This is a genomic window from Sporosarcina sp. SAFN-015, from assembly GCF_051966875.1.
Lineage (GTDB): Bacteria > Bacillota > Bacilli > Bacillales_A > Planococcaceae > Sporosarcina.
The window spans coordinates 265,776-285,123 of sequence record NZ_JBQCKP010000002.1 but is presented as its reverse complement, the minus strand read 5'-3'; the positions used below and the strand labels follow the sequence as shown (position 1 = coordinate 285,123).

Sequence of the window (19,348 nt, the reverse complement as noted above, 5' to 3'; positions counted from 1 at the left end):
CGTTCTTGATTGATTCAAGTGTCATTTTATCACTGCTGCGTTCAATTTGAAAGGGCTCAATCTTTCAAGAGAAGGATTGTCGCCATAGAGGCGATCCCTTCCTCCCTGCCGACGAAGCCAAGTTTTTCGGTCGTTGTCGCTTTTACGTTAACCTGCGACACATCCGCTTTCAGCAATTCTGCAATGCGCGCCCGGATTGTTTCGATATGCGGAGCCATTTTCGGCTTTTGCGCCATGATTGTGCAATCGACATTGCCCAACCGGTATCCTTTCGATTCTACGATTTCCCACACTTTTTGAAGAAGGACTGCAGAATCCGCATCCTTGAATGCCTCATCCGTGTCAGGGAAATGCCTGCCGATATCCCCTTCTCCGATGGCACCAAGCGCAGCGTCAGTCACTGTATGCAATAAGACATCCGCATCGGAATGCCCCGTCAACCCTTTCTCATGTGGAATCGTAATGCCGCCGATGATCAATGGCCGCCCTTCCTCAAACTGATGTACATCAAAACCTTGTCCTATGCGAATCATCAGAAATCCTCCTGCCTTCTCTGCTTCAAGAGGACCTCTCCAAATAGGAGGTCCTCCTTCGTCGTCATTTTAACATTGTCATACGTACTTTCTACAACTCTCACCGGGTGTCCTAGACGCTCGACGATCATCGATTCATCCGTTCCAAGGAATCCCTCGGCTTCGGCTTTCTCGGACGCTTCCTTTATAAGTTCATAGCGGAACGCTTGGGGCGTCTGGATCGTCCAAAGCTTCGAACGGTCCACAGTCTCCTCGACAATGCCGCCCGGTGCATATTTCATCGTATCCTTCACTTGGACGCCCGCAATTGCGGCGCCATGCAATTGAGCGACTCCCACAAGCTCATGTATGACTTCTTGTTTGATGAAAGGTCTTGCCGCATCATGTACAAGAACGATTCCTCCTGATTGATGCGCACGTATGCAAGCCGCTACACTTTGCTGCCTCTCCGTTCCACCTTCGACAAGCGCAGTCACTTTCGTAATGCCGAACCGTTCCAGCATCTCTTCAATTTGCGGCTTTTCCTCGTCCTTCACGGAGAGGATCATTCCCGAGCAGGCTAGATCCTGTTCGAACACATCCAATGTGTGGATGAGAATGGGCTTGCTTGCCATCTCTAAAAACAGCTTGTTGAATCCCGCTCCCATCCGCCGACCGCTTCCTGCTGCCGGGAGCATTACTGTATATGTCTCCATCGTTGTTCCTCAGCTTTCTTCTTCAATACGCCTTTGCCGTCTTACCATTCTTCGGCTTAGCGAAAATCATCCGTCCTGCAGAAGTCTGCAATACACTTGTGACGATGACATCGATTGCATTGCCTATATGCATTCTACCATCTTCTATGACGATCATCGTACCATCATCCAAATAGGCGACGCCTTGATTATGCTCCTTGCCATCCTTGATGACGACGACATGCATTTCCTCGCCTGGTATGACGACTGGCTTCACTGCATTTGCTAGATCATTAATGTTTAAAACCGCTACACCATGCAGATCCGCCACTTTATTCAAATTAAAATCATTCGTAACGACCTGGCCATTCATGCTTTTCGCAAGACGAACAAGTTTCAGATCGACTTCCGCAACGTCTGTGAAGTCTTCATCTGTAATAAAAATATTCGGCCCGTCATCCGTCTGAAGCCGCTTTAGCACATCGAGCCCCCGCCGTCCTTTTGTACGCTTCAACGAATCGGACGAATCCGCAATATGCTGTAGTTCCGTCAAGACGAATTGAGGGACGACAAGCAGCCCTTCCAGAAATCCTGTCGACGCTATGTCTGCAATCCTTCCGTCGATAATAACGCTTGTATCCAAAATCTTGTGGAGCTTAGCATCCGGCTGGCTAACAGCCTCCACGTTCTCTCTTTTCTTCGGGTTGCTATTCCTTGCCGAAAAAATGGCGTTTGAAAACTCTTCACGTTTCTTAAAACCGACTTGAAAACCGAGGTATCCAAGAAGGATAGAAAGAAGCACAGGCAGAATGGAAGTGATAATAGGAATTTCCACACTGCTCAGCCCGAAACTGACGAGAAAAGCAACACTCAATCCGACCATCAGGCCGATTGTCCCGAACAACAAATCGAAAATCGGAGCCTTCAATAGACGGTCTTCTATCCATTTGATGAAATTCACGATCGGATCTGCAATGAAAAGACTTAGCAAATATAACACGACCGCTCCTAGGACAGCAGCTACGTAAGGATTATCAATCATCGGCTTTGAAGTAAAAGAAGATAATGTGAATAAATACGGTAAAAATAATACGCCGAGTGTTCCTCCGATCAGCAAAAGTCCTATCTGAACCACTCTTTTCAACATGTACAACACCTCCATTTCATTACTAACAACTATACATGTTTTCCATATCCTTCACCGTTTTGAGGCATCGGTATCGATGACCCCGGATAAATATAGGACAGAAGAAAAGTCGGTGAAGTTCCTCATATAGAAAAACTGAGGACATGGAACTCCCTATAAAAAGTCCCATATCCTTGATTTTTCACGAAAAGGCAACGTTTAATGCCTCACTTATCGTTTCGACACCGACCACTTGAATCCCTTCCGGAAAATCCCATCCACCGATATTCGACGACGGAATAACAACCTTCTCAAATCCAAGCTTTGCCGCTTCCGTCACCCGCTGTTCAATGCGGGAAACGCGGCGCACTTCCCCCGTCAAGCCCACTTCGCCAATGAAACAGTCAGTTGCCCCAGCAGCTGCATCGCGATAGCTTGACACAATGCTCACAAGAACCGCCAAGTCGATAGCCGGCTCGTCAAGCTTAACGCCGCCTGCAACCTTAATATAGGCATCTTGCGCCTGCAATAACATTCCCATCCGTTTTTCAAGAACAGCCATCAACAAAGAGACACGGTTCTGATCAATCCCGGTTGCCATCCGCTTCGGGTAATTGAAGCTTGACGGCGTTACGAGCGCTTGGATTTCGACAAGGATCGGACGAGTTCCTTCCATGGAGGCAACGACAGTCGATCCAGCACCTCCTTGGGAACGTTCTCGCAGGAACAGCTCTGAAGGATTCAAAACCTCCTTCAATCCTGACTGCAGCATTTCAAAGATTGCTATTTCATTCGTCGAACCGAAACGGTTCTTCACGCTCCGCAATATTCGATACGTATGATGTCTCTCCCCTTCAAAGTAGAGGACAGTATCCACCATATGCTCAAGAAGACGCGGACCTGCAATTTGTCCGTCTTTTGTCACATGACCGACGATAAAAATAGCTATATTTTGTGTCTTTGCGATACGCATCAGTTCAGCTGTACACTCTCGAACTTGCGAAACACTCCCTGGTGCGGATGTCACCTCGGGATGATAAATCGTCTGAATCGAGTCCGCAATGACAAATTTCGGCTGGACCTCATTAATCGTTTCATGTATCTTTGCCAAGTCGGTCTCTGCATAGATGAACAGCTCATCTGATGCAACGCCAAGACGTTCGGCGCGCAGCTTCGTCTGCCTGATTGATTCTTCACCTGATATGTAAAGAACACGTTGCTTTTGATTCGCAAGGAGCGAAGACACTTGCAGCAACAGCGTTGATTTTCCTATGCCCGGATCACCGCCGATTAAAACAAGCGAACCCGGGACAATCCCACCGCCGAGAACGCGGTTCAATTCACCAAGCTCCGTTTTGACCCTCGGCTCCTCCATCGTCTCGATCGAGCTGATCGGCATTGCTTTCTGCTGAACCGTCTCGGTATGCTTGAAGGCGCCACGCGGACCTTTGCTTACGATTTCAACTTCTTCGTCCATCGTATTCCATTCACCGCATCCGGGGCATCTCCCCATCCATTTCGGAGATTCATAGCCGCAGTCTCTGCACATGAATTTCGTTTTCCGTTTCGCCATACTTACCTCCATATACGAAAAGGATAGCCCACCCGCGTAGATAGCGAACTCTACGGGAGGGCCATCCTATTATTGATTTTCTGCCACTGGAATACGGTCTGTCTTGACGACGAACTCGCCATCTTCTACATCGACAATGACTTTTCCGCCCGTCAGAACGGTCCCGCTCAACAACTCTTCCGATAGACGGTCTTCCACATGCTTTTGTAAAGCCCGGCGCAACGGGCGTGCACCGTAATCAGGATCATAACCTTCTTCGGAGATTTTCATCTTCGCCTCATCTGTCAACTCAAGCGTAATATCTTGTTCAGCAAGACGTTTCGTCAACTCGTTCGACATAAGGGAAACGATCTCTCGCAAGTGCTCCTTCTCAAGCGAGTGGAAGACAATCATTTCATCCACACGATTCAGGAACTCTGGACGGAACGCTTTTTTCAACGCTTCAAGCATCGTTGACTTCATATCTTCGTAATCGCGTTCACCGTCTTGCAAGTTAAAACCGACATAGCGATTTTGCTTCAACGTTTCCGCCCCTACGTTGGACGTCATGATGACGACCGTGTTGCGGAAGTCGACTGTCCGGCCTTTGGAATCCGTCAATCTTCCATCCTCAAGCACTTGCAACAGAATATTAAAGACATCCGGGTGCGCTTTTTCAATCTCATCCAGCAAGACGACGGAGTACGGTTTTCTACGGACTTTCTCAGTCAACTGGCCACCTTCGTCATATCCGACATATCCCGGAGGTGAACCAACGAGCCTTGACGTCGCATGCTTCTCCATATACTCGGACATATCGATGCGGATCATCGCATCTTCATCACCGAACATCGCTTCTGCAAGCGCCCTCGCAAGCTCAGTTTTACCGACACCCGTCGGTCCAAGGAAGATGAAAGAACCGATCGGACGCTTCGGATCCTTCAATCCGGCGCGAGCTCTCCGAATCGCTCTAGATATGGCCGTTACGGCTTCTTTCTGCCCGATGACGCGTTCATGCAGAAGCTCTTCCATATTCAACAGTTTTGCAGTTTCTGTCTCTGCGATTTTCGCGACCGGAATCCCCGTCCACATCGCGACGACTTCCGCAATGTCATTAACGGTCACTTCTGATTCCTGCTTGCCTTGCTTCTCTTTCCATTCCGTCTTCGTCGTTTCGAGCTCTTCTTTCATTTTCTGCTCTTTATCGCGGAATGATGCCGCCTTTTCGAATTCCTGGCTTTGCACCGCGGCATTCTTTTCGTGGCGGATCGCTTCAAGCTTCGCTTCAAGCTCCTTCAAATTCGGAGGGGTCGTATACGAACGGAGTCGCACTTTCGAACCCGCTTCATCGATCAAGTCGATCGCTTTGTCCGGAAGGAAACGGTCAGAAATGTACCGATCCGACATTTTTGCAGCGGCCTCGATCGCTTCATCCGTAATTTTCACGCGGTGATGCGCTTCGTATCGATCGCGCAAGCCCTTGATGATCAAAATCGTCTCATCAACAGTCGGTTCATCGACTTGAATCGGTTGGAAACGTCTTTCAAGCGCAGCATCTTTTTCGATATATTTACGGTATTCATCAAGCGTCGTGGCACCGATGCATTGCAATTCCCCGCGTGCTAGCGACGGCTTCAAGATATTCGAAGCATCAATTGCCCCTTCAGCTCCGCCAGCCCCGATAAGTGTATGCAATTCATCAATGAATAGAATAATATTGCCCGCCTGACGGATTTCCTCCATCACCTTTTTCATGCGGTCCTCAAATTCACCGCGGTATTTCGTACCCGCGACGACCGTTCCCATATCCAAAGTCATAACGCGCTTATCACGCAGGATTTCAGGTACTTCATTGTTTACAATCTGAAGCGCAAGCCCTTCCGCAATCGCTGTCTTACCAACACCCGGCTCTCCGATCAATACAGGGTTGTTCTTTGTACGACGTGCCAATACTTCAATCACTCGAGTAATTTCCTTACTGCGCCCGATTACCGGGTCAAGTGTGCCTTCCCGCGCTATTTCCGTCAAGTCACGAGCTAGGCTATCAAGTGTAGGAGTAGAAGCGGACGAGGAAGCACCTTGGTTGCCGACAGCATTATCGTTGCTCCCGAGCAATTGGAGTACTTGCTGTCTCGCACGGTTCAAGCTGACACCTGCATTATTCAATACACGGGCAGCCACCCCCTCACCTTCGCGAATGAGCGCTAATAGAATATGCTCCGTCCCAATATAGGAATGGCCGAGTTTCCGCGATTCATCGACAGAAAGCTCGATGACCTTTTTTGCTCTCGGCGTGTAATGGACAATCGGCCCGACTTCCTTCGAACCGGAACCAACAAGGCTCTCCACGCCCTTTTCAATCGTTTCGAAGCTGACGTCGATCGCTTCCAATGCTTTCGCGGCGATGCCGCCGCCTTCCCGTATGAGACCCAATAAGATATGCTCAGTGCCGATCGATTCATGTTTCAGTCTGATCGCTTCTTCTTGTGCAAGCTGCAGGACTTTTTGAGCCCGCTGTGTAAAACGATTGAACATCATATTCTTCCACTCCTTCTATAAGTAACGTCTATCCTTTCCCACTATTGAAATGAAATAATAGGACTTCCTCTTACTCTATTCCAATAGTTCAGGTAGCAATCCAATTCCAATAAATTGACTTTGACCTTCTTTGACATAATTATAATAAACAGAAAAATCCGTTGCAAAACTATTGCTCAGTTTTCTTTATTATTTTCTTCCCTTTGCTGTTCCGAACGCAAACGTTCACGGAATAGATTAGCTCTAAATATATCCCTTTCTTCCGCAGTCAATTCCGACCCTGCGTATTGCTGTAGGAATCCAGGCTGCATGAAAATCATTAATTCATTCAAAATGGACATGTCTACATCCTCGATTATTCCCAAATCAATGCCCAGACGGACGTCTGATAGACAACGTGCCGCTTCTCCAGAAGGCAGCAATCTAGCATACGAGATAATGCCGAGCGAGCGGAAAAGCTTGTTTTCTAGTGCAATACGCGATTTGGAAAGAAGAAGTTCACGCGAACGCCTTTCGTGGGCGATCAGCCGGAGCGCTACATTTTTCAAATCAGAAAGAATCTCTTTCTCCGGTTTGCCCAAAGTCGTCTGATTCGAAACCTGATAAATATTGCCCGGCGCTTCGCTTCCCTCTCCGTAGCTGCCTCTGACAATCATGCCTAGCCTTGAAATGGCCGGAATAATGCGCTCAATTTGCTTTGTGATCGTTAAAGCAGGCAAGTGCATCATGACCGACGCCCGCATGCCTGTGCCCGTATTTGACGGACAGCTCGTCAAGTAGCCGAAATCTTCATCGAAAGCATAGGGAAGTTTATCCTCTAAATAGTTATCGACAGAATCTGCATGCTCGTATGCATTTTCAAGCTGGAATCCTGGATAGATGCATTGAATGCGGATATGATCCTCTTCGTTCAGCATGATGCTCAATGTCTCGTCCTCCGACAGTACAACCGCTCCATGTCGCTTAGGGTCTGTCAATTGCGGACTGACCAAATGCTTTTCAACAAGCACTTGTCTTTCTGTTGCCGGAAGTTCTGACATCTTCATATAGGCATACCCTTTTTCATCGGAAGTAAGCAAGGCGGCCGAAACTTGCGAGTCGACTTTCTGCGCCTCTTCAACTGTGAACGCAATCGGGAATCGATATCCCCTTAAATTCCGGGCTAAGCGGATCCTTGTCGACATGACGATATCCGCATGCTCCCCATGCGATGTCATCCATCCAGTGACAGCACCTTTCATGAATTTATTAATTGACATGGCTGTCACCACCTCCATCGCCGCATTCCGCTAAACGCTCTTTCAGCGCATTCGCTTCATCCCTCAACGCGGCGGCATCCTCAAATCGTTCCTCCTCGATCGCTTCCTGCATTTTCAGCCTGATTTCCTCGACTTTCTTTTTCAAGGCAAATCGTTCGTTAAAGGAGACCGGAATTTTTCCGACATGTGTCGTATGACCATTATGGAGCTTGCTGAAAACTCGCGGCAAATACTCCCTGAACGAGTCATAGCACGTCGGACAACCGAACTTGCCTATATCGAGGAATTTCCTGAACGTTAATTGGCAATCGGGGCAAGTTGGTCCTTCGGACGTGCTTTCCCTAGACTGCTGAAAAGGCTGCATTGATTCACTTCCACCAAACCAATGGGAAAGGAATTGTTGGATCGACAACGGTTCCTGATTCGGGTCAAAGTGGAACATTTGTGTTTGAAACGCACATTTCTCACATAAATGCCGTTCTGTAGAACCGCCCATGCCTTCCTGGGTGAAAATCACGGAAGCCGGTCGTTCTTTGCAATTATCGCATAGCATATTTTGCACCTCGTATTCGTCAAATTCACTATCCAAGCTGCTTATAGATTAGAGTTGATAGCATCGCCTGCAAAATCCGCGCTCGGATAAGATCGCGCTCCGGCAGCGGATAATGGAGCGTCGTCCGGTCCACCGCAGCTAAAATGAGCCTAGACTCTCTCTCCGAAATGACTTCTTCGTTCAATAGCCTGTAGATGATTCCTTCAGCCATTGCATATGTTGCGCCATGTTGTATTCCTTCTAAAATATGTTCGATCAATTCCTTATGCGAATTCGTCTGGACGCGATAAATCCGGATGTATCCACCGCCTCCGCGCTTTGATTCGACTGCGTATCCGCGTTCGACGGTGAAGCGGGTGTTGATGACATAATTAATTTGTGAAGGCACGCATTGAAATTTTTCTGCGACCTCACTCCGTTTGATTTCCACAGTCCCGCTATCTTCTTTTTCGATAATTGCCTTTAAATACCCTTCAATAATGTCAGAAATGTTTCGCATGATGTCACCTCTTTTCTCACGGTGCTAAGCCATTGACTTTGACTATCTTTGACTTAATTGTACATGAAAATACATCTGGCGCGCAATTTATATGCAAGTTAACAGAAAAATCTATCTTCCATTCAATTAATAGCGAATAAATTTGTCAGCTGTTAATGTTTAAGGTTTAAAAAATAGGGTAATAAGGTAGTTGAGGATTTTGTCTGACCTCTTCTTCCTCTTCGTGGGTTCTGTTCGAAAGGGCGGTTCGTAACAGTTGAGGCAAACGGCTGTTATTTTCGCATAGGTGCAGTCTGCCCTTTTGAACAAACTCCTTACACCCTTTTCCAATAATAAATTGCCGGAAAAGCTCATAAGTCGTTGTAAAAGCCCATAAACCGCTAGAAATGTCCATAAAACACTGTAAAAGTCCATAACCCGAAGTAGACACGTATAAAGGCTACGAACGGCTCATAATTCGTCGTAATCGCTCATTAACGTATAAAGGCAGCCCCCGATATCCAGGAGGCTGCCTTTTTTTATTCAATCGTAGCGTTTTTCAGTTCCTTAACAGGCAGGAAGAGCTCGCCTGTTTCGTAATACGTGATGGCGAGGTGGTCGCCTTCTTGGATGTAGATTGCTAACGGAACAGCTTCGGTGGAAACGATGAAGTTCCGGCCGTCGTCTGCAAGGATCGAAATGAGTGTAGCGTCGCCGGCGCGTTCCTTATACACTCGGACGACGTTGACAGACGCTTTTCCTTCCTCGGCGTTCGAGCTGCCGTCGACCGTGCTTCCCCCGCGTTGCAGTGCCGTCTTATATAGCCTCAACGCTTCATTCGGTGAATTGGCGTACACGGAGATTTCTGGGTTTGCTGCCGAAACGATGAAGTAATTTTGCAGGAAGCCGTTTGAGTCAAGAACCGGCGTCAACCAGCTCGCCTCTCCGTAAAAGTTATAGAGCACCGGCATTTCTCCGGTCCATTTCTTCTCGATGAATTTCTTTTCAATAATTTGAAGCGTACCTTGCGAGTCCATATACGACTCTTCCAGATTGCCAGTATAGTAAGTCGCTTCGCCTGTGCGGCCATCCGTCAATGCATAGCCAAGCATCGAGTCGACGCCTTCTTTCGGGCTTGTGAAATCAGTGAAATAATACATATGGCCATTTTCATCGAACACCGGACTGACATTCGACTCCGTCCCTTCGTCTGAAGGCAGCTTCACATCCTTCTTCCCGACGATTGAATTCCAGAATCCGTGAACGTATTTTCCGAAGTAGCTGTTTTGCAAGCTGACCGCTTCGGGTGAAACCGCCCCATCGATAAATTCAGGGACGTTCGAAAGCGGATATCGGCTCACTTCACCCGTACCCGGATCTACCATGACGACCCCTTGGACGTCAAAACCGTTTCTCGCTGTAATGAATTCCCCATAGGAACGTATATAATGCGGCTTTCCATCATCATCAATTTCAAGCTGCACATCGCCGTAAAAGATGAGATCCGGCGCCGCCATCCGCATATGGCGCTCCACTTGTTTATGGAAGTACGATGAAGGCGTATAGGCCATTTCCGTTTTCACGAACTTCGGATTGTCCGCCGAATCGGTCGCGCTCATCGTGAAGTAGCCAGGTGTCGTCTTCCCGTTCATCCATTTGAAGAATCCCGAAAATTCAACTGGCGCGATATAGACAAATTTCCCATCCACTTTTTGAATCTGCAAGTTGCCGAGCTCATAATAACTCGTATTCGGCACTTGGCCGAATGCCTTCTTCATTTTATTCCGAGCAAATTTTGGCGGTACACTTGCAGGCGTCTTCGTTTCGTCAAACGCTTTGATTTCCACTTGTTGATCCATTTCAACCGCTTTATATTTTTGATTTGCATTAAATAGCGGCGCACTAAGGATGAACGCACTTCCCGCTAACGCAGCCAATAACAGGACAATTTTGGCGCTTCGTTCCTTCCCGGTTGCAAGCACGACTCCCGCTACAGCTACGACAAGGAATAAAGCCCATAGCGACGTCCAATTCCTGTCCAGATTCGTGACGTAATAAAGGGCGAATGTGAGAACTGCCATGAGCCCTACTGTCGCAGACAATGCACCAATTCGATTAAAGGCTGGTTTCCCCTCTTTAGAAACCGACGTGAACGGCACGATGATCATCGCGGAAACGATACCGACGACAATTGAAAATAGCAGTAAATTTATCATATGAACACTCTTTTCTATTAAAAATTTATCTCCTCTAACTATACGGATGAAGCAGCAAAACGATTCATCTTTTTGACCAAGTTTTTGAATCCTACCACCCCGAACTTCCGTACAAGACAAGAGAGAAAGGAGTTGAGCTATTATGCAGACGAATGTTTTTAGCGCCGATAAGCTGCCAGGTAAAATGTCAGCAGCTAAAAAAGTTTATTATTATCTTGCCCTTATCGGCTTCGGAGCGTTTGGCATCGCTCTATTATACTTGACCGTAGATACATTTTTGGACGGAGAGTGGCTACTGGCAGCCCTGCTCGGCGGCATTTCCCTATTCATCGGTTGGATATGCATCCAACTTCTAAAGCTACCTCGGCAAAAAGGGCCAACAACGTTCACAAAGGTGGAGGAACAAGATGGCTACACACTTTACTTCGCCAACGAGTGGACCGGTGAAACGAATTCCGTCACTTTCCGTTACGACCAAATAACCGATCTGCTAATCGGCCTCTGGACGAATCCCGGGTTCAAAGGAAAGAAAAACGATTATATCGGTGCCCGTCTTCTTTATCGATATCGGGAGGATAATGGGGATATGAAATATTTCGAGACGGTCATCATCAGTGAGCCGACGCTGGAAGAATGGGTTAAAACGATTGAGGAACATCAACTTCCTGCACGAATAACGAACAGAAATATCTCTGCAGTTAAAGAAGCCCAGTTTGATGACATGCTCGAAACGATTGAAGCAATACCTTTTGACGGTTCAATTTCGGTAAAGGAGTATTTCATGGAACAAGAAGACTTTTCTTTATGGCAGCCGCCATCAATGAAAAAGGGCGATCCTTCAAGTTGAGACTCATCAACTTGAAGGATCGCCCTTTGTTATCTTTATTCAACTTGTTACCGGCTGTTTCGTTAATGGCTCCAAATCGACTTCGAATCCAAGATCCATTAGCATTTGCCGGTCCCGATCGCTTTCTTGTCCGGCAGTCGTCAAATAATCACCGATAAAGATCGAATTTGCCGGATAAAGACCGAATGGCTGAAGCGACCGCAGATTCACTTCCCGACCACCCGAAATTCGGATTTCCTTCGTCGGATTGATGAAGCGGAAGAGGCATAGCACTTTTAAGCAATAGCGTGGTGTCAGCTCATTCATCCCTTCGAGCGGCGTCCCATCCACCGCATGCAAAAAGTTAACAGGAATCGAATCGGCATCCATCGCATGCAGACTACGTGCCATTGCAACTACATCCTTTTTCGTCTCCCGCATACCGATGATAACGCCTGAGCACGGCGAAATTCCAGCTTCCTTCGCTAGTTCGACCGTATTCACGCGATCATTGTATGTGTGGGATGTCGTAATGCTATCATGATGTGCGGCAGACGTATTGATATTGTGGTTGTAGCGATCGACACCTGCTTCTTTCAGACGTTTTGCTTGTTCAGGCTTCAAAATGCCGAGACAAGCACAGACAGTCATGTCTCTATGCTTCGCTTTAATTTCCTTAACGGAATCAATGACGATTTCAAGTTCCCGATTGACCGGTCCCCGACCGCTTGCAACGATACAATACGTTCCTGCCTTTACAGACGCCGCACGTTCAGCCCCCGCCACGATTTCCTCCTGTTTCATCATTGCATATTTCTCAATCGGGGCTTTTGAGACGATCGACTGCGCGCAATACCCACAGTTTTCCGGACAAAGACCAGATTTTGTGTTGATGATCATGTTTAACTTCACTCTATTTCCATAATAATGCTTCCTAATTTTATAGGCCGCATGCAACAACGGAAGCAGATCATCATCCGGGCAATCCAAAATGGAAAGCGCTTCTTCATCTGATAAAGCTCCTCCATTGAGGATGCGATCTGCAAGCTCCTCATAATTCATCAATGCGCACGCCTCACTTTCAGAACTTTATACATCCGATGGCCGAAGATTCCTGCAAGAACGGAAAGGAAAATATCCTTCGGCAACGGCGGTATCATCCAGGCCCATGCAACCTTATAACTGAATGCATCAGGGGCTGCTGCCCATAGCTTATAAGCTGCATACATCCAATTTGTTCCGAACAAATAATTCACACTCATTGCGACTAAAGCTGCAACGATATAGCTTCTCAAACCCCCATATTTTTCAACAATCTTACCCGCGATATACGCGACAATAATAAAGGAAACGATAAAACCGAATGTAGGTAAGAGAATAGCACCGAATCCTCCTTGGAATTTCGAGAAGACCGGCGCCCCCGCCAATCCGACGATCATATAAACTGTCATCGCTGTTGCGCCAAGTCGGCTTCCTAGGAGAAGCCCCGCCAGCACTGCGAAAAACGTTTGCAATGTGATAGGCACACCGCCGATCACAAGAAACGGTACAAACGATGTAATATTTGCCCCAATCATCATTAATGCCGCAAACATCCCACAGTAGACGAGACTGAGAGCGCTCATCCCACTTTTCGTTTTCACTGAAGCTGTTGTCATAATCCACCTCGTAATTTGAGTTATCTTCAATAGAATATAAGTTAACTCAATTTGTGTCAACCTGAATTTTATTAAAGTTAACCTAAATGCAGCGCACAAAAAAACCGACAGCTTAAGTCGCTATCGATTTCTGTATTAATGCTTCTTGTCTTCATTTTTCGGAAATAAAAAATGGGCAATTAACCCGCTTAAGAGAGCTGCACCTACTGTAATCCATACTCGAGTCATCCCTGGCACTTCTTGATGATCCTTATGGAGCATCCACCACGAAACACCGGCGACAAGGAGTGCAATCGGAACGGAAAATTTGAAGATCCTCAACGAATTCACCTTCTACTTTTTGTTCATACGCCTATTCTATCATAATTCACCTATTGACGTGGCGGACAATTAACGATATGATGTTTTAAATTATTCAAACAACTGCATAACAAATTCTTATCAAGAGAAGCTGAGGGACTGGCCCGTCGAAGCTTCAGCAACCAGCCGTTTCGGTCAGGTGCTAATTCCAGCAGGTCCATTTCGGCCTGATAGATGAGAAGGAGCGAGATTTCGCATATGTAAAGCCTTCTTTTTATTCGAAGGCTTTTTTATTTTTCATTGCTGTCGAAATTTATTGTATAGGAAGTTGCAGACTTGAAGAGAGGATGATTTCTGATGAGATTGCTTGATCGGTTGAAAGATAATGTACTAGTGGCGGATGGCGCAATGGGAACGCTGCTTTATTCATATGGCATTGACTTTAGTTATGAGGAATTGAACATTGAAAAGCCGGAAATCATCGAGAAGATCCACCGTGAATATATCGACGCGGGGGCGGATGTGATTCAGACGAATACATATGGCGCCAATTCCCTTAAGCTCGCCCGCTATGGTTTAGAGCATAGGGTGAAGGAATTCAATGAGGCGGCGATTCAAATCGCAAAGCATGCAGCAGCGCCTGGCAATCAATATGTGCTCGGGACAATCGGAGGACTGCGTGGCATCCGGAAAAGCGACGCCTCTATCGCCGAAGTGCTGACGATGATGCGCGAACAGGCAGATGCATTGCTATCCGGCGATCCCGACGGACTATTATTGGAAACATATTATGATTTTGAAGAGCTATCGGCCGTCGTTACTGAATTGCGGAAGCTGACGGATATCCCACTCATTGCACAAGTAGCGATGGATGAGCCTGGCATATTGCAAAATGGCATGAATCTGAATGATGCCCTTCACCAGTTGGAATCAATAGGCGCTGATATTGTCGGTGTTAATTGCCGGCTAGGCCCGTACCACACAATCCAAGCTTTTGAAAAAGTGTCAATTCCAGAGCGAGCATTCTTATCAGCAGCCCCGAACGCAAGCTTGCTCGACGTCGAGGATGGCCGTATCGTCTATGCGTCCGAAGCAGACTATTTCGGCCGTGCAGCAACGTTCCTTCGTGAAGAGGGAGTACGCCTCATCGGCGGATGCTGCGGAACGACGCCAAAACATATTGCAGCTGCCAAAAAGCAATTGGCGGGATTGCCGCCGGTAACGGAAAAAACCGTCACTCCACAAAAGCCGATTGTCATCCGGGAAGCGGAACCTGCAAAACACGAACCTCTTCACATAAAAGCGAAGACAGAGCGGACGGTCATCGTAGAGCTCGACACGCCTCGCCATTTGGAAACCGAGCAGTACTTTGAAGGAGCGAATAAATTATATGCAGCTGGTGTAGATGCCGTCACAATGGCGGACAATTCCCTCGCCTCCCCTCGCATTAGCAACATGGCGATGGGCTCAATTTTAAAGCATGAGCATCACGTACGGCCGCTTGTCCACCTGACGTGCCGCGACCATAATTTAATCGGTTTGCAATCTCATTTAATGGGGCTTGATGCGCTAGGAATCCATGATATCCTTGCTGTTACCGGCGACCCGACGAAGGTTGGCGACTTCCCAGGCGCTACGAGCGTCTATGATGTATCAAGCATGGAGCTGTTGCAGCTCATTAAACAATTGAACGAAGGCATTTCCTTCACAGGCAAACCGCTGCGCAAAAAAGCAAAATTCTCGGTCGCTGCCGCATTTAATCCGAATGTTCGCGTCCTCGATCGCGCTGTACAACGTCTTGAGAAGAAAATCGCGTCCGGGGCCGATTATTTCATTACCCAGCCCGTCTATACGAAAGAGAAGATCATCGACATATACGAAGCGACGAAGCATTTAGATACACCGATTTTCATCGGCATCATGCCTCTCACGAATATTCGAAATGCGGAATTCCTGCACCATGAAGTTCCTGGCATTAAACTATCCGAAGAGGTGCTCGAAAGGATGGCCGCTTGCGGGGATGACCGTGAAAAAGCGACTCAGGAAGGCGTCAACATTTCAAAGGAACTGATCGACACTGCCGCCGAGCTATTCAACGGCATCTACATTATTACGCCATTCCTTCGCTATGACATGTCGTTAGAACTGATCAATCATATAAAACAGCTTGATGCGGAGAAGGAGAGGAATATCGTCCATGCCTAAACATCCTATTGAACAACAACTGAAAAATAGAATTCTCATCATAGACGGAGCGATGGGCACGATGCTGCAAGCGGAAGATCTATCCGCGGACGATTTCGGTGGCGAAGAATATGAAGGTTGCAATGAATATTTGAACATCCTCCGCCCTGATATTCTCGATAAAATCCATCGTGCCTATTTAGAGGCGGGTGCCGATATCATTTGCACAAACACATTCGGGGGTACTCCCCTCGTACTGGACGAATTCAGTCTCGGTCACCGCGCTTCTGAAATTAACAAAAAGGCTGTGGAAATCGCGAAACAGTGCGCAGCCGATTACTCGACAACTGAGCAGCCGCGTTTCGTCGCCGGTGCAATTGGCCCGACTACGAAGACTCTCTCCGTTACCGGGGGGATTACATTCGATAAGCTTTCCGAGGACTTCTACGTTCAAGCGAAAGCACTGATTGAAGGCGGCGCTGATATTTTATTGATGGAAACGAGCCAAGATATGCTCAACGTCAAAGCCGGAACAATCGGAATCAAGCGGGCATTCGACGAAACAGGCATTGAACTGCCTGTCATGATCTCCGGGACGATTGAACCTATGGGTACAACGCTAGCCGGTCAAAGCATCGAAGCGTTTTATATTTCCATCGAGCATATTAAGCCGCTTTCAGTAGGGTTGAACTGTGCGACAGGCCCGGAATTCATGACAGACCATCTGCGCTCGCTCTCTGATCTTGCAACGAGCTTTGTCACTTGTTATCCGAACGCCGGGCTGCCGGATGAAGAAGGCCATTACCATGAATCGCCTGAATCGTTATCACAAAAACTAAAAGGTTTTGCAGATAAAGGATGGCTGAACATGGTTGGCGGATGTTGCGGAACTACGCCTGATCATATTCGTGCGATCCGCGAAGCTGTGGACGGACTCGCTCCACGACAAAAGCCGGAGAATGGGCATGATCATGCCGTTTCGGGGATTGAACCGTTGTTGTACGACCCATCGATGCGCCCATTGTTAATCGGCGAGCGGACGAACGTCATCGGATCTAGGAAATTTAAACGGTTGATCGTAGAGGAGAAGTTTGAGGAGGCTTCCGAGATTGCACGTGCCCAAGTTCGCGGCGGCGCTCATGTTCTCGACATTTGCCTTGCAAACCCGGACCGGGATGAACTTGAAGATATGAAGAATTTCATGCAAGAAGTCGTCAAAAAAGTGAAAGTGCCTCTCGTCATCGATTCGACAGATGAAAAAGTAATTGAAGAGGCGTTGAAATTCTCTCAAGGGAAAGCGATCATCAACTCGATCAACTTGGAGGATGGCGAAGAACGGTTCGACGCGGTACTTCCTCTCGTGAAAAAATTTGGCGCTGCCGTCGTCGTCGGGACAATCGATGAAATCGGGATGGCGGTGACACGGGAACGAAAGCTCGAAATTGCCGAGCGTTCCTATGACTTACTTGTAAATAAATGGGGAATCGCTCCTGAAGATATCATTTTCGATCCGCTCGTCTTCCCTGTCGGAACAGGTGATGCACAATACATCGGGTCGGCAGTTGAAACGATTGAAGGCATCCGTCTGATCAAAGAGAAAATGCCGCGTTCATTAACGACGCTAGGTGTAAGCAACGTCTCTTTCGGACTGCCCCCTGTTGGCCGGGAAGTGCTGAACGCGGTGTATTTATATCATTGCACGCAGGCAGGACTCGATTACGCTATTGTCAATACAGAGAAATTGGAACGTTACGCGTCGATTCCGGAGAATGAAATAAATCTAGCGAACGATCTGCTATTCCATACGACAGATCAGACGCTAGCAGATTTCACTGATTTCTATCGGGATAAAAAGAAGGAGAAAACCGAAGACGATATTCCAAAGACGGTGCCCGAGCGGCTTGCGTATTATGTCGTTGAAGGGACGAAGGAAGGGTTGATCCCCGATTTAGAGGCTGCGCTTAAGATGTATGACACGCCACTTGACGTCATTAATGGACCTTTGATGGAAGGGATGTCCGAAGTCGGACGCCTATTCAACGACAACCAGCTGATCGTCGCGGAAGTATTGCAAAGTGCAGAAGTGATGAAGGCTTCGGTTTCATTCCTCGAGCAGTTCATGGAGAAGAAAGAGGATGATTCCGGCAAAGGGAAGATCGTGTTAGCGACTGTGAAAGGCGACGTCCATGACATCGGGAAAAACCTCGTCGATATCATTTTGAGCAATAACGGGTATCGCGTCATCGACATTGGTATTAAAGTGACTCCGGCGACGCTCATTGATGTCATCCGAAAAGAAAAGCCGGACATTATCGGGTTATCGGGGTTGCTTGTAAAATCGGCGCAGCAAATGGTGATAACCGCTCAGGATTTCAAGGCAGCAGGTATTGATACGCCTGTCATGGTTGGAGGAGCTGCGTTGACCCGTAGATTTACGGAAACGAAGATTGCCGCGGAATATGATGGACCAGTCATTTATGCAAAGGACGCGATGCAAGGGCTTGAACTGGCGAACCGATTGCAAGGCGGCGATAAAGAGGCTTTGTTAAATGAACTTGTTGAGAAGCAGGAAAAGCGGCTTGAGTCGGAGGCGATCCGAGCGACACGGGATACTGCGGTTGCAGTATTGCCGAGGCCTGTGAAGACAGTACGGGAGGATGCACCTGTATTCGTACCATCGGATCTTCGTAGACGTGTTCTAAGAGATTATTCCGTTTCGCATTTATATCCCTACGTTAATATGCGAACGTTGATCGGGCATCATTTAGGCTTGCGCGGCAATGTCGATAAGATGCTTGCAAATGGAGAGGAGCGAGCGGTGCAGCTTCATGAAATGGTCACTGGATTCTTAGAATCGGGACAGTTATCCGCTTCCGGCATGTACCAGTTCTTCCCTGCGCAGGCGGATGGAGACGACGTCATCATTTATGATCCGGAAGACGGGAAGACGGAAATCGAACGTTTCACGTTCCCTCGTCAAAGCAAGGAGCCGTTCCTCTGCCTTGCCGACTATTTGAAGACGGCGGACAGCGGGGAAATGGATTATGTCGCATTTATGCAAGTGACGGCGGGTCACGGCGTGCGGGACTATGCGAATAAGCTGAAAGCCGAAGGGAAATTCCTTGAGAGCCACGCGTTCCAAGCAACTGCGCTTGAACTCGCGGAAGGTTTCGCTGAGCGGGTTCATCAGGAAATCCGCGACCAATGGGGCTTCCCGGACGCCACCGACTTCACGATGCGCGACCGGTTCGCGGCCAAGTATCAAGGCCAGCGCTTCTCGTTCGGCTATCCGGCTTGTCCAAACCTCGAGGACCAGTCGAAACTGTTCGGTTTGCTGAAACCGGAAGACATCGGCGTCCATTTGACCGAGGAATTCATGATGGAGCCAGAGGCATCGGTGTCGGCCATCGTGTTTGCACATCCGGATGCAAGGTATTTTAATGTTGATTGA

General features: G+C 47.8%; 15 protein-coding genes and 1 riboswitch. Of the genes, 3 read left to right on the top strand and 12 right to left on the bottom strand.

All coding sequences use genetic code 11. The annotated features are described in order from the left end of the window. Nucleotides 1–56 precede the first annotated feature (56 nt). The 9 genes from ispF to ACTHPA_RS04355 form a co-directional block, all read right to left on the bottom strand. Nucleotides 57–533, bottom strand: coding sequence for a 2-C-methyl-D-erythritol 2,4-cyclodiphosphate synthase (gene ispF / locus ACTHPA_RS04395; RefSeq protein ID WP_440498968.1), 477 nt, complete (start codon nt 531–533; stop codon nt 57–59). Further along, on the bottom strand, nt 533–1,228 hold the full coding sequence (ispD, locus tag ACTHPA_RS04390; RefSeq protein ID WP_440498967.1) for a 2-C-methyl-D-erythritol 4-phosphate cytidylyltransferase: 696 nt from the start codon (nt 1,226–1,228) through the stop codon (nt 533–535). Before ispD ends, ispF begins: the two co-directional genes overlap by 1 nt. A 22-nt stretch (nt 1,229–1,250) precedes the next feature. Next, nucleotides 1,251–2,354: a PIN/TRAM domain-containing protein gene (locus tag ACTHPA_RS04385; protein ID WP_440498966.1), complete on the bottom strand. Its 1,104-nt coding sequence runs from the start codon at nt 2,352–2,354 to the stop codon at nt 1,251–1,253. A 181-nt stretch (nt 2,355–2,535) separates the two neighbouring features. Then, complete coding sequence (gene radA, locus ACTHPA_RS04380; RefSeq protein ID WP_440498965.1) at nt 2,536–3,906, bottom strand: DNA repair protein RadA; 1,371 nt, start codon at nt 3,904–3,906, stop codon at nt 2,536–2,538. Nucleotides 3,907–3,975: 69 nt separating this feature from the next. After that, nucleotides 3,976–6,423: an ATP-dependent protease ATP-binding subunit ClpC gene (clpC, locus tag ACTHPA_RS04375; protein WP_440498964.1), complete on the bottom strand. Its 2,448-nt coding sequence runs from the start codon at nt 6,421–6,423 to the stop codon at nt 3,976–3,978. Between the two features lie 176 nt (nt 6,424–6,599). Beyond that, on the bottom strand, nt 6,600–7,682 hold the full coding sequence (locus tag ACTHPA_RS04370; RefSeq protein WP_440498962.1) for a protein arginine kinase: 1,083 nt from the start codon (nt 7,680–7,682) through the stop codon (nt 6,600–6,602). Beyond that, on the bottom strand, nt 7,672–8,235 hold the full coding sequence (locus ACTHPA_RS04365) for a UvrB/UvrC motif-containing protein (protein WP_440498960.1): 564 nt from the start codon (nt 8,233–8,235) through the stop codon (nt 7,672–7,674). The genes ACTHPA_RS04370 and ACTHPA_RS04365 overlap by 11 nt, the downstream gene beginning before the upstream one ends. 28 nt (nt 8,236–8,263) lie before the next feature. Then, a complete protein-coding gene (locus ACTHPA_RS04360) occupies nt 8,264–8,734 on the bottom strand; it encodes a CtsR family transcriptional regulator (protein ID WP_440498958.1) in 471 nt (156 codons plus the stop codon). Between the two features lie 518 nt (nt 8,735–9,252). Beyond that, nucleotides 9,253–10,929: a hypothetical protein gene (locus ACTHPA_RS04355; RefSeq protein WP_440498956.1), complete on the bottom strand. Its 1,677-nt coding sequence runs from the start codon at nt 10,927–10,929 to the stop codon at nt 9,253–9,255. Between the two features lie 142 nt (nt 10,930–11,071). Here ACTHPA_RS04355 and ACTHPA_RS04350 point away from each other — a divergent pair, with 142 nt between their 5' ends. Continuing rightward, nucleotides 11,072–11,776, top strand: coding sequence for a hypothetical protein (locus ACTHPA_RS04350; RefSeq protein ID WP_440498954.1), 705 nt, complete (start codon nt 11,072–11,074; stop codon nt 11,774–11,776). A gap of 39 nt (nt 11,777–11,815) precedes the next feature. Here ACTHPA_RS04350 and bioB read toward each other — a convergent pair whose 3' ends face one another. From bioB to ACTHPA_RS04335, 3 genes are all read right to left on the bottom strand, one after another. Then, entirely contained in the window at nt 11,816–12,817 is a 1,002-nt protein-coding gene (bioB, locus tag ACTHPA_RS04345; protein WP_440499210.1) for a biotin synthase BioB, read from the bottom strand. Then, nucleotides 12,817–13,413: a biotin transporter BioY gene (locus tag ACTHPA_RS04340; RefSeq protein ID WP_440498952.1), complete on the bottom strand. Its 597-nt coding sequence runs from the start codon at nt 13,411–13,413 to the stop codon at nt 12,817–12,819. Before ACTHPA_RS04340 ends, bioB begins: the two co-directional genes overlap by 1 nt. A 135-nt stretch (nt 13,414–13,548) precedes the next feature. Then, on the bottom strand, nt 13,549–13,734 hold the full coding sequence (locus ACTHPA_RS04335; RefSeq protein WP_440498951.1) for a histidine kinase: 186 nt from the start codon (nt 13,732–13,734) through the stop codon (nt 13,549–13,551). A gap of 114 nt (nt 13,735–13,848) precedes the next feature. Beyond that, nucleotides 13,849–13,954, top strand: a riboswitch (SAM riboswitch). A 116-nt stretch (nt 13,955–14,070) separates the two neighbouring features. Between ACTHPA_RS04335 and ACTHPA_RS04330 the strand changes: the two genes are divergently transcribed. Both ACTHPA_RS04330 and metH read left to right on the top strand, forming a co-directional pair. After that, complete coding sequence (locus ACTHPA_RS04330; RefSeq protein ID WP_440498949.1) at nt 14,071–15,918, top strand: bifunctional homocysteine S-methyltransferase/methylenetetrahydrofolate reductase; 1,848 nt, start codon at nt 14,071–14,073, stop codon at nt 15,916–15,918. Continuing rightward, a complete protein-coding gene (gene metH, locus ACTHPA_RS04325; RefSeq protein WP_440498947.1) occupies nt 15,911–19,348 on the top strand; it encodes a methionine synthase in 3,438 nt (1,145 codons plus the stop codon). Before ACTHPA_RS04330 ends, metH begins: the two co-directional genes overlap by 8 nt.

What these genes read in the sequence shown, in the direction of transcription:
- ACTHPA_RS04340 (WP_440498952.1), bottom strand. Translation starts at nt 13,413, where the DNA reads ATGACAACAGCTTCAGTGAAAACGAAAAGTGGGATGAGCGCTCTCAGT.
- metH (WP_440498947.1), top strand. Translation starts at nt 15,911, where the DNA reads ATGCCTAAACATCCTATTGAACAACAACTGAAAAATAGAATTCTCATC.
- ACTHPA_RS04365 (WP_440498960.1), bottom strand. Translation starts at nt 8,235, where the DNA reads ATGCTATGCGATAATTGCAAAGAACGACCGGCTTCCGTGATTTTCACC.
- ACTHPA_RS04330 (WP_440498949.1), top strand. Translation starts at nt 14,071, where the DNA reads ATGAGATTGCTTGATCGGTTGAAAGATAATGTACTAGTGGCGGATGGC.
- ispF (WP_440498968.1), bottom strand. Translation starts at nt 533, where the DNA reads ATGATTCGCATAGGACAAGGTTTTGATGTACATCAGTTTGAGGAAGGG.
- ACTHPA_RS04385 (WP_440498966.1), bottom strand. Translation starts at nt 2,354, where the DNA reads ATGTTGAAAAGAGTGGTTCAGATAGGACTTTTGCTGATCGGAGGAACA.
- radA (WP_440498965.1), bottom strand. Translation starts at nt 3,906, where the DNA reads ATGGCGAAACGGAAAACGAAATTCATGTGCAGAGACTGCGGCTATGAA.
- ACTHPA_RS04350 (WP_440498954.1), top strand. Translation starts at nt 11,072, where the DNA reads ATGCAGACGAATGTTTTTAGCGCCGATAAGCTGCCAGGTAAAATGTCA.
- clpC (WP_440498964.1), bottom strand. Translation starts at nt 6,423, where the DNA reads ATGATGTTCAATCGTTTTACACAGCGGGCTCAAAAAGTCCTGCAGCTT.
- ACTHPA_RS04355 (WP_440498956.1), bottom strand. Translation starts at nt 10,929, where the DNA reads ATGATAAATTTACTGCTATTTTCAATTGTCGTCGGTATCGTTTCCGCG.
- bioB (WP_440499210.1), bottom strand. Translation starts at nt 12,817, where the DNA reads ATGAATTATGAGGAGCTTGCAGATCGCATCCTCAATGGAGGAGCTTTA.
- ACTHPA_RS04360 (WP_440498958.1), bottom strand. Translation starts at nt 8,734, where the DNA reads ATGCGAAACATTTCTGACATTATTGAAGGGTATTTAAAGGCAATTATC.
- ACTHPA_RS04370 (WP_440498962.1), bottom strand. Translation starts at nt 7,682, where the DNA reads ATGTCAATTAATAAATTCATGAAAGGTGCTGTCACTGGATGGATGACA.
- ispD (WP_440498967.1), bottom strand. Translation starts at nt 1,228, where the DNA reads ATGGAGACATATACAGTAATGCTCCCGGCAGCAGGAAGCGGTCGGCGG.